This window comes from Deltaproteobacteria bacterium CG11_big_fil_rev_8_21_14_0_20_42_23 (genome assembly GCA_002796345.1).
Lineage (GTDB): Bacteria > UBA10199 > UBA10199 > 2-02-FULL-44-16 > 2-02-FULL-44-16 > 1-14-0-20-42-23.
The window spans coordinates 1-8,565 of record PCXC01000022.1 but is presented as its reverse complement, the minus strand read 5'-3'; the positions used below and the strand labels follow the sequence as shown (position 1 = coordinate 8,565).

General features: G+C 43.4%; 12 protein-coding genes. 8 read left to right on the top strand and 4 right to left on the bottom strand.

All coding sequences use genetic code 11. From position 1 onward, the window contains the following. Positions 1-217: 217 nt before the first annotated feature. Entirely contained in the window at positions 218-655 is a 438-nt protein-coding gene (locus tag COV43_02600) for a GNAT family N-acetyltransferase (protein ID PIR26150.1), read from the bottom strand. A 53-nt stretch (positions 656-708) separates the two neighbouring features. Between COV43_02600 and COV43_02595 the strand changes: the two genes are divergently transcribed. Together COV43_02595 and COV43_02590 are read left to right on the top strand one after the other, a co-directional pair. After that, positions 709-1,641 (top strand): cobalamin-binding protein, encoded by a 933-nt coding sequence (locus COV43_02595; protein ID PIR26149.1) that lies wholly within the window; start codon positions 709-711, stop codon positions 1,639-1,641. A gap of 144 nt (positions 1,642-1,785) precedes the next feature. Further along, on the top strand, positions 1,786-2,247 hold the full coding sequence (locus COV43_02590) for a hypothetical protein (protein ID PIR26151.1): 462 nt from the start codon (positions 1,786-1,788) through the stop codon (positions 2,245-2,247). Here COV43_02590 and COV43_02585 read toward each other — a convergent pair. From COV43_02585 to COV43_02575, 3 genes are read right to left on the bottom strand one after another with little or no spacing between them, the layout of a single operon-like run. Then, positions 2,197-2,583, bottom strand: a complete 387-nt coding sequence (locus tag COV43_02585; protein PIR26148.1) for a hypothetical protein — start codon at positions 2,581-2,583, stop codon at positions 2,197-2,199. The two genes, COV43_02590 and COV43_02585, sit on opposite strands and share 51 nt — an antisense overlap. Beyond that, entirely contained in the window at positions 2,558-2,842 is a 285-nt protein-coding gene (locus COV43_02580) for a hypothetical protein (protein ID PIR26147.1), read from the bottom strand. Before COV43_02580 ends, COV43_02585 begins: the two co-directional genes overlap by 26 nt. Before the next feature lie 2 nt (positions 2,843-2,844). Then, entirely contained in the window at positions 2,845-3,315 is a 471-nt protein-coding gene (locus COV43_02575) for an EVE domain-containing protein (protein ID PIR26146.1), read from the bottom strand. A 222-nt stretch (positions 3,316-3,537) separates the two neighbouring features. Between COV43_02575 and COV43_02570 the strand changes: the two genes are divergently transcribed. The 6 genes from COV43_02570 (at position 3,538) to COV43_02545 (ending at position 8,486) form a co-directional block, all read left to right on the top strand. Continuing rightward, positions 3,538-4,545, top strand: coding sequence for a hypothetical protein (locus COV43_02570; GenBank protein ID PIR26145.1), 1,008 nt, complete (start codon positions 3,538-3,540; stop codon positions 4,543-4,545). A 15-nt stretch (positions 4,546-4,560) separates the two neighbouring features. Further along, positions 4,561-5,064, top strand: coding sequence for a hypothetical protein (locus tag COV43_02565; GenBank protein ID PIR26144.1), 504 nt, complete (start codon positions 4,561-4,563; stop codon positions 5,062-5,064). Further along, positions 5,061-5,462, top strand: a complete 402-nt coding sequence (locus COV43_02560; GenBank protein ID PIR26143.1) for a hypothetical protein — start codon at positions 5,061-5,063, stop codon at positions 5,460-5,462. Before COV43_02565 ends, COV43_02560 begins: the two co-directional genes overlap by 4 nt. 1 nt (position 5,463) lies before the next feature. Beyond that, a complete protein-coding gene (locus COV43_02555) occupies positions 5,464-5,964 on the top strand; it encodes a hypothetical protein (protein ID PIR26142.1) in 501 nt (166 codons plus the stop codon). Positions 5,965-6,394: 430 nt separating this feature from the next. Then, complete coding sequence (locus tag COV43_02550; GenBank protein ID PIR26141.1) at positions 6,395-8,023, top strand: hypothetical protein; 1,629 nt, start codon at positions 6,395-6,397, stop codon at positions 8,021-8,023. Positions 8,024-8,153: 130 nt separating this feature from the next. Further along, a complete protein-coding gene (locus COV43_02545; GenBank protein PIR26140.1) occupies positions 8,154-8,486 on the top strand; it encodes a YbaB/EbfC family nucleoid-associated protein in 333 nt (110 codons plus the stop codon). The last annotated feature ends 79 nt before the right edge of the window (positions 8,487-8,565 follow it).

The following is an 8,565-nucleotide window of genomic DNA, read 5'->3' as shown; positions in this document are numbered from 1 at the left end:
TTCCAACGATAGTTGTTTGTAGTAGGTTCCCATGGCAACACCTTATCCATAAAGTGTTGCACTTCGTTTGTGAATTTAGGGGATCCATAATTCAAATAATCTTCTCCCATTAATGTCATTCTAAAAGAAAAATTGTGGATCCCCTGGTCAAGCCAGAGGATGACAAAGAGGAAGTTACTCTACTTTATTTGCAATGAGATATAAAACTGAAGCTGTTTTAAATTCTTTTCACCATGCGTGAATGAGGAATGTTGATTTCTAAGAATTCTTCCCCTTCGCAAACGTAGCCCAGGTGCTTATAGAAGGGGATGGCTTCTTTTCTGGCGTGAAGATGGATGAGCTGAATGCCATCGGTTTTGAGCTTTGCTTCAAGGATTTCAACCAACTTTTTTCCAATGCCTTTTTTTTGATGCTGTGTGCTTACCACCATTTGAAAAAGTTTTCCCGATGTTTTGTTCTCATCAGCTTTAAATAACACACAGCCCACAAGTTCTTTGTTTTCAAGGGCTGCAAGCCGTAAGGCATCGGCTTCGAAGGGAAAAGTGACTTCATCGCGGCGCATGCCAAGGGGTTTACGCATCACCTGGTAGCGCAGTTCAAGTTCCATTTGATGTTCGGGATCATCCCGTGTAATGAAGCGGTACGTGATATTCATATGCCGAAATAGAAGCTAGCCGAAAGTGTTTCGCAAGTGAAAAGTGAGGAAAGATGAAAGTGGTTTCGCTGATTGCAAGCAGCACCGAAATTATTTGTGCCTTGGGCTGCAAGTCTTATTTGGTGGGCAGATCCCACGAATGCGATTATCCGCCCGAAGTAAAACAGCTTCCGCTTTGTACCGAAGTAAAGTTTGGAACGCATGGAACCAGCTATGAAATTGATGAGCGGGTAAAGGCAATTGTGCAAGAAGGTTTGTCTGTTTATCGCGTGAAAGGTGATGTGCTTCAAAAGCTTAATCCCGATGTGATTGTGACTCAAACACAATGCGAAGTGTGCGCTGTGAGTTTGAAAGATGTAGAGCGGGCTACTTGTGATTTTATGGAATCAAAAGCAAAAGTAGTTTCGCTGGAAACAAATTGCCTTGCTGATTTATGGACAGACATCATGAAGGTGGCTGATGCCCTGGACGTGCATGTTCGCGGCCAGCAACTTGTAGCTGAGCTTCAAGACAGAATGCAGGCCATTGCAAAACGAACGGCAACACTTGCGAACAAGCCGAGTGTAGCTTGCATTGAATGGGTTGATCCGCTGATGAGTGCAGGAAATTGGATGCCCGAATTGGTGGAAATGGCGGGTGGAAAAAATCTTTTTGGTGAAGCTGGAAAACATTCTCCGTGGATGACGTTTGAAGATTTGGTGAAAAAAAATCCAGATATTATTTTAATCATGCCTTGTGGATACGATATCAAACGAAGCTTAGAAGACGTGCCATTGCTTCAAGCAAAAGCAGAGTGGAAAAATCTAAAATCCGTAAAAGCAGGAAGGGTCTATGTTTGCGACGGTAATCAATATTTCAATCGTCCCGGCCCAAGGCTAGTTGAATCTTTAGAAATCTTGGCAGAAATTTTTGATCCGGATTTTTTTGATTTTAAGCATAAAGGTGAAGGGTATGTTTCAGTAGATTTCCCCTCCTTCCACCACTAAAGCGTCGGCGGATAAAAGCGGGAGGGGAGTAAGGCCTGCCTGCCGGCGGGCAGGGGAGGGAGAAAAATGACAATATGTATAGAATTGTCACCCTCACCTCAATCCTCTCCCTGAGGGAGAGGATGTAAAATGAAAGAAAAAAATATGACAAACAACACTCTCTATACCCCGCCAAGTGGCCCACCGCAAGTGTCTCCGCCGAGTCATGAAATTTATCATCTTATGGGCGAAGAAAATATTAAGCGAATGATTTTTGATTTTTACGACAAGCTTTCGAAATCAAAAATTTCAGCAATGTTTCCTCAAGGTGAAGACTTAAAGCATGCTGCTGAAAAATCGTTTTTCTTTTTTGTGGGTTTGCTTGGTGGTCCGCCGCTGTATCATGAAAAAATTGGAAACCCAATGTTGCGGCGTAGGCATTTTCCGTTTGCCATTGATGAAGCTGCACGGCGTGAATGGATACGTTGCTTTCGTGAAGTTTTAGAAAATGCAGAAGAAAAGTATTCTTTTCCATCAGAACACTTGCCAGGATTCATCACTTTTTTAGAAGAGTTTTCAAAGTGGATGGTGAATCGCGAGTCGTGCCCAGGACAGCCAGCCAAGTAAAAAAGAGAACCCGCCAAAAGGGGTGATCATTCCCAAGCTTGTTATTCCTGTGAGTGCCATGACGTAAAGGCTTCCCGAGAAAAGCAAAATTCCAAAGCTGAAAAAATAAAGTGGAGCTTTTCCTTTTTGCTCTTTTGCCCAAAGTGCAAAAAGGATGAGTGCTAAGGAATGCCACATCTGATAAAGGTTTGCGGTCTCCCACCATTCAAGCTGTGCGATTGTCAGTTTGTGCTGAAGCAAATGTGCTCCAAAGGCTCCAAGTAAAACTGCCAAAAAAGCGAAGGTAATTCCGCACAAAAGTGAAGCGTGTTTACCGTTGAATGCTTTCAAGTTCATAGCCAACCTTTTCGAGAAGTGTTTTTATCTCGGCATCGCTTAAGGTTTTGTTTGCTTTTAATTGTACGTCAGCTGTTCTTGTTTCAAAGTTTACGCTGATGGTTTCGATCGCGTCGTTGTTTTGAAAGCTTGCACGAATGTTCTGAGTGCATTTTTGGCAGTGCATGCCTTTGATTAAAAAAGTGATATTGCTTTTTGCAAACGCCGCGATGGAGAAAAGAAAAAGCATCATGCTGAGAAGAAGGGTTTTGAGTTTCATGTTTATTTTCCTTTGTGCTTTGAGAGCATTGTTACAATGTGTTCGAAATGTTTTTTTTCAACAGGCTGAACTGATAAGCGCGAACCTTTTTGGACGACCAACATTTTTTCGAGGCCACGAATGTTTTTTATTTGTTCCAACGAAAGTGGTGTTTCAAATTTTTCTTCGAAGCAAATATCAACTAAATACCAAATGGGTTTTTCTGGTGTTGCCTTTTGGTCAAAATATTTATTTCGAGGATCAAACTGCGAAGGATCGGGATATGACTCTTTGCAGACCGTTGCCAGACCAACAAGAGCTGGTGGCGTTGCGTTGGAATGATAAAAAAGCACGTGATCGCCACGCTTCATATGATCGCGCATAAAGTTCCGCGCTTGATAATTGCGCACGCCTTCCCATGCCGTCTTTTTGTCCCGCTTCAGATCGTCGATGGAATAGGTGCTTGGTTCACTTTTCATCAGCCAGTACTTCAACGTGTTCTCTCCTTAGCTTGGCAAGCTCCTAGTGAAATTATTTTCTCAACGCAAGCTTTAGAGGCTGTTTTCTTTATTTGTTTCTCACGGCCAAATAACGGCTTTTAATGGCTTTTCCCCACCTTGCCCACTATTTGGCAGCATGCATATAAGAGGAGAGAAAATAAGCAAGCGGAGGCTGCTTTTGGCTATGGTACTCTTAGGGCCATGAGGGGGAAGTGTATGATATTCCATGGGATCATTTCAGGGATCAGAAAAAAAGCCGCGAGTGAGCAGGGCATGTCTCCGCTTTCGATTGTGATTCTCATTCTCATCATGATGCTCTTCATGCAGGTGGGTGGAGCTGTTGTAAGCGAAAATGCACACGAACTTGGCTTGGTGCACAATTCCGAGCAAGCCTTCTTTTTGGCGGAGTCTGGGCTTCATTACGCAACTAAAAGCTTGGAAGAAAATTGGAATAATTGGCAAGACGCGAGTCTTTATCCCACCACCACATTTGGAACAGGTTCGTTCGATATTACCATCGCGGATGATGACGATGGCGATAGTGATAGCACTGAAGACAGCAACGACACGGTGGTGGTGACGGTGCAGGGAATGAGTGGTGATGCCAATCGCTACCTTCAATCTGTGATCAGCAAAGGAACCAGCGCTTTTGACCATGCCATTTACACCACTTCAGCGATTGATGCCAGCGGAAGCCCAACCATTACGGGAACTACCGTTGAAAATGCATCTTCACTTCCTGTGCTTGATCGCGATGCGGCTATAGCGCTTGCGTTAGCCAATCACGATAATGGCTATGCTGCCAGAGCAGATGGAAATTATTTTCAAGGTGATTTTCCATCGGGAGGCTTGAAGCCAGATTCTTTGAATGGAGTTATTTTCATTGATAACTTTCCCGATGGAAGCCCAGCGACACTTCAAATTCAAACGGTGAGCACCACTTCTGCATCGCCTGCCATTTTGATTGTGATGGGTGATGTTCGTATTACCGGGAATCTTGTTTTTAATGGACTTCTTTATGTGCAAGGCGACGTGGATACCGATGTGGATCTTGGTGGTACTTCAGACATCACGGGCGAAGTGGTGAGCCAACAACAAGTAAGTTTGAATGGAAGTACAACGGTAGCTTATGATGCCGATATGGTGAAAACAAGTCTTGTGGGATCATTGTTTGGAGATACCCCAACGGCTAACACAGGAACGTGGAGAGAAGTGTATTTTTAAAGGTGGTGTGAAGTGATGCTGAAGTTAAAAAATCAAAAAGGATTTACGCTGATTGAGTTTATTTTAGTGGTCAGTCTTTTGGGGATTTTGTCGCTTAGTTTTTTGAGTGATTTTTCCTTCGACCGTTTGCATCTTTCAAATGCAGAAGAAAAACTCATTGCCGATATCGACTACGCAAAAAAACGCGCCATGACAACTGGTGTGGTGCACGGAGTGAATTTTAATCCTAGCCAAAATTCATATTCCGTTTTTGAAAGCAGTCTGGGGAACACTTTGCCGTCACCCTATCAATCCAATCAAAGCATGTTTATTGATTACGATACCGATGAACGATTCCAAGGTGTTTCTCTTCTCAATGTTTTTACCGGCTTTGGCGACGCCATTTACTTTGATGCTCAAGGCAGATTAACGGATAGCGACGGTGTTCCTTTTTCGGCAGGTGCAACCGTGACCTTGCAAGGTGCTGGAACTACTATTGTCTTAAATATAAATGAACTCGGTGGAGTGCAGTCATCATGAAAAACGTAAAGAACCAAAAAGGGATGACGCTTGTTGAGGTAGTGCTGCTCATCATGCTGATTGGCTTTTGTGTTCCGCCAATCTTGATGGCGTTTGCGGGCATGCAGCGCCAAAGTTTGAATATCATTCCCCTTACGGTTGCAAGCCATTTGGCGCAAGATGTGATGGAAGATTATATTTACGGAAAAAGTTTTGATACTGTGGTGGATCAAGCTGCAACAGCGTTTGCGGCTCCACAAGCAGATTATCAATACGTTATAAATGTAGATTATGTTGATGCGGCCGATCTCAACACAAGTGTTGCTGGCCCTACTTCATACAAAAAAGTTGAAGTGGTGGTGAATAACACTCTTATTCCAGATATTACCGTGCGAATGATTGGCTTGGTAACGGATTAAAATGATGAAGCGATTACAAACACAATCTGGCTTTACCTTGATGGAGTTGATTTTGGTGGTAGCTCTCATGGGCGTGCTTATTGTTGGGGTTGAAAAGTTTGGAATGCTAGCGCTTGATCTCAAGGTGGGGCAAAACATTGTGGAAGCCATGCGAGGCGAAGCTTCCGAGGCGTGCTATCGTTTTTCGCGTGAGGCCAGAGGTGTGAATTCGGATACTGAAATTTTTACGGCCAGCGTAGATGATTTTCAGTTTATGAATTCTGATGGAGACAGCATTCGCTACTGGCTTAATGGCGCAAGTTTAATGCGCAACAATACGCAACTTGCAGAAAATGTTTCTTCACTTCAGTTCAGCTATTATGACGCCGATGATCAAGTGATCGCCAGCCCCATTTTAGGACCATCGGCAACCGACATTAGAATGATCCGCATGAACCTAACCCTCACCGACGAGGGCAGAAATTTCACCCTAGAAGCCCAAGCCAAACCGCGTAACTTTTAACTCACCCTTTGTAGTTCGGCCATTTGCAGCCTTTGTGTTGTTAATCCCTCCCCTTAATTTAAGGGGAGGTTAGGTGGGGTTATTGTTTTTCACACTCTAGGGCGTGTTGACAATTAGCTTTTTGCCATTATGCCCAGGATGACAACCGTAAATAGAAAAAGTTATGGAATCAATAACTTGTCTTTAATTGTCAACAAGCTCTAAAAAACATAACTCCCCCAGCCCCTCTTAATTTAAGAGGGGAGAACATTTGATAAAATTTTTCCCCAATTCAAAATCAATTCCCGGATTGACTCTTGGGGGAAACAATTCTAATGCATTACACGCAGCATCTGAAGCAGCGCTTGAAGGCTTGCTTTTTTCTTACAGCTCTTTCGAGAGCTTTAGTGTAACAGCTTGAATTATAATATTTTTTAATACCTAGGATCCTATGAGCTACCAAGTTCTTGCCCGAAAATATCGCCCCATGTGCTTTGCCGATGTGATTGGCCAAGAGCATGTGACGGTAACCTTGAAGAATGCCATTTTGTCATCGCGCATTCATCATGCCTATCTTTTTTGCGGAGCAAGAGGGGTAGGAAAAACCACAGTTGCTAGAATTCTTGCAAAGTCGCTCAACTGTTCCAACTTGAAAGATGCCGAACCTTGCGGCGAGTGTAGGTCGTGCCTTGAAATTTCAGCAGCAACATCTCTTGATGTGCAGGAAATTGATGGAGCTTCAAATACAAGTGTAGATGATGTTCGAGAGATTCGAGAGCACGTTCAGTATTTGCCTTCATCAGGAAAATATAAAATTTATATCATCGATGAAGTGCACATGCTTTCCACAAGTGCCTTCAACGCACTTTTGAAAACACTGGAAGAGCCGCCAGCACATGTGGTGTTTATCTTTGCCACTACCGAGCCTCAAAAAATTCCGTCTACTATTTTATCTCGTTGCCAGCGTTACGATTTTCGACGTATTTCAAGCCAGTCTATTTGCGAATCGCTCATGTCTATTGCAACTGTAGAAAAAGTGCTGGCAAGTGAAGAAGCGCTTTACCTTATTGCACGTGAATCTGCGGGCAGCATGCGTGATGCGCAGTCGTTGTTCGATCAGGCCATTGCGTTTTCTTCGCAAGAAATTAGCTTGGATACGCTCAAAAATATGTTGGGCTTTTTGGATAGAAAAATCCTCTTCGATCTTCTTCGCGCTATTGTCGATAAAGATGTGCGTTTGTCTCTCAAGTTGGTGGAAGATGTGTTTACGCAAGGTGCAGACCTCAACCGTTTTTGTTTCGATCTCCTCGAATGTTTTCGTCATTTGTTAGTGTTGTGCGAATGCGGAAACGATATTCAAATTGTAGAGCTCAGTGCCGAAGAATTTTCCGAGCTGCAAAAGCTTGCTCAACGCCTCACCGCCGAGCAAGTGCAGCAAATGTTTTCGCTGTGGTATGAGGGTACAAATGAAATTTCACGCTCGGAACTTCCCAAAATTTTACTCGAGGTGATGATTGTAAGATTGTGTCGCGTAGAGCCGGTGAAAAAAATAAGTGAATTGTTATTGATGCTTCAAGAGTGGATGGCTGGAAGTGGACAAGCAACGCAAGCTCTCCAAATCAAAACTTCTTACGAAGTGCAAAAACCGCAATCTATTGCTTCATCTGCTTCTCCGGTTCCTGGTGTTTCAGCTCAAATCTCAAAAGAGCAAACGTGGGAGGCTTTTGCACGCTGGCTTGCAGTGAAAGATCCCAAAACTTCATCAATTTTTCAGCATGGCGAATTTGTGCGTGTTGATGACAAAAGTTTAAACATGAAGTTTGACAGTTGTTTGTATGCCGACATGCTTTCAGAGCCAGATAGAAAAATTCATATTGAACTTTTGCTGAAAGAATATTTTAAGCGCCCACTCATGTTGGTGCTTGAAGGAAGCGTAAAAAAAGAAAACGGAAAAAGTGCCTCTGGGCAATTTGAAAAAAATAAACAACTCACACGAGAAGCGCTTCACAGCTCGGTTGTAAAGGACGCTGCAGAAATTTTAGGAGCACAAGTGCACGATGTTCGAGTATTGAAAGATTAGTAATGTACAAGAAATGTGAATAAGCAATTAGCTGTCATTCTGAGCGTATGCGAAGAATCTACGTGGTTTCGAGGAGATCCTTCGTTTTACTCAGGATGACACAGGTGAAAATAAAACAAAGGAGTAGGTCATGGGATTATTTGAAATGAAAGACATGGTGATGAAGGCGCGTAAAATGCAAAAAGACATGAAGCGTCAACAAAAAGAACTTGCGAAGCAAAACTTTGAAGGTGTTGCGGGCGATGGACTTGTTCGCATTATCATGAATGGAAAAAACGAAGTAAAAGAAGTGAAGCTTGACGCAAGTGTTGTGAATGCAAACGATGTGCGCAGACTAGAAGACTTAATCCGCTTCGCCGTGAATGACGCGGGCCACAAGGCAAGTGAAGCTGCGAAAGAATCAATGAGTGGCATGATGAGCGGCATGGACATGGGCGCCATGAGCAAAATGCTTGGGATGTAGTTTTCTTTTGTCATCCTCGCGAACGCGGGGATGTGGATTCACATTCGAAGTGCAACACTTGGTTCAAGAAGACCTCAGC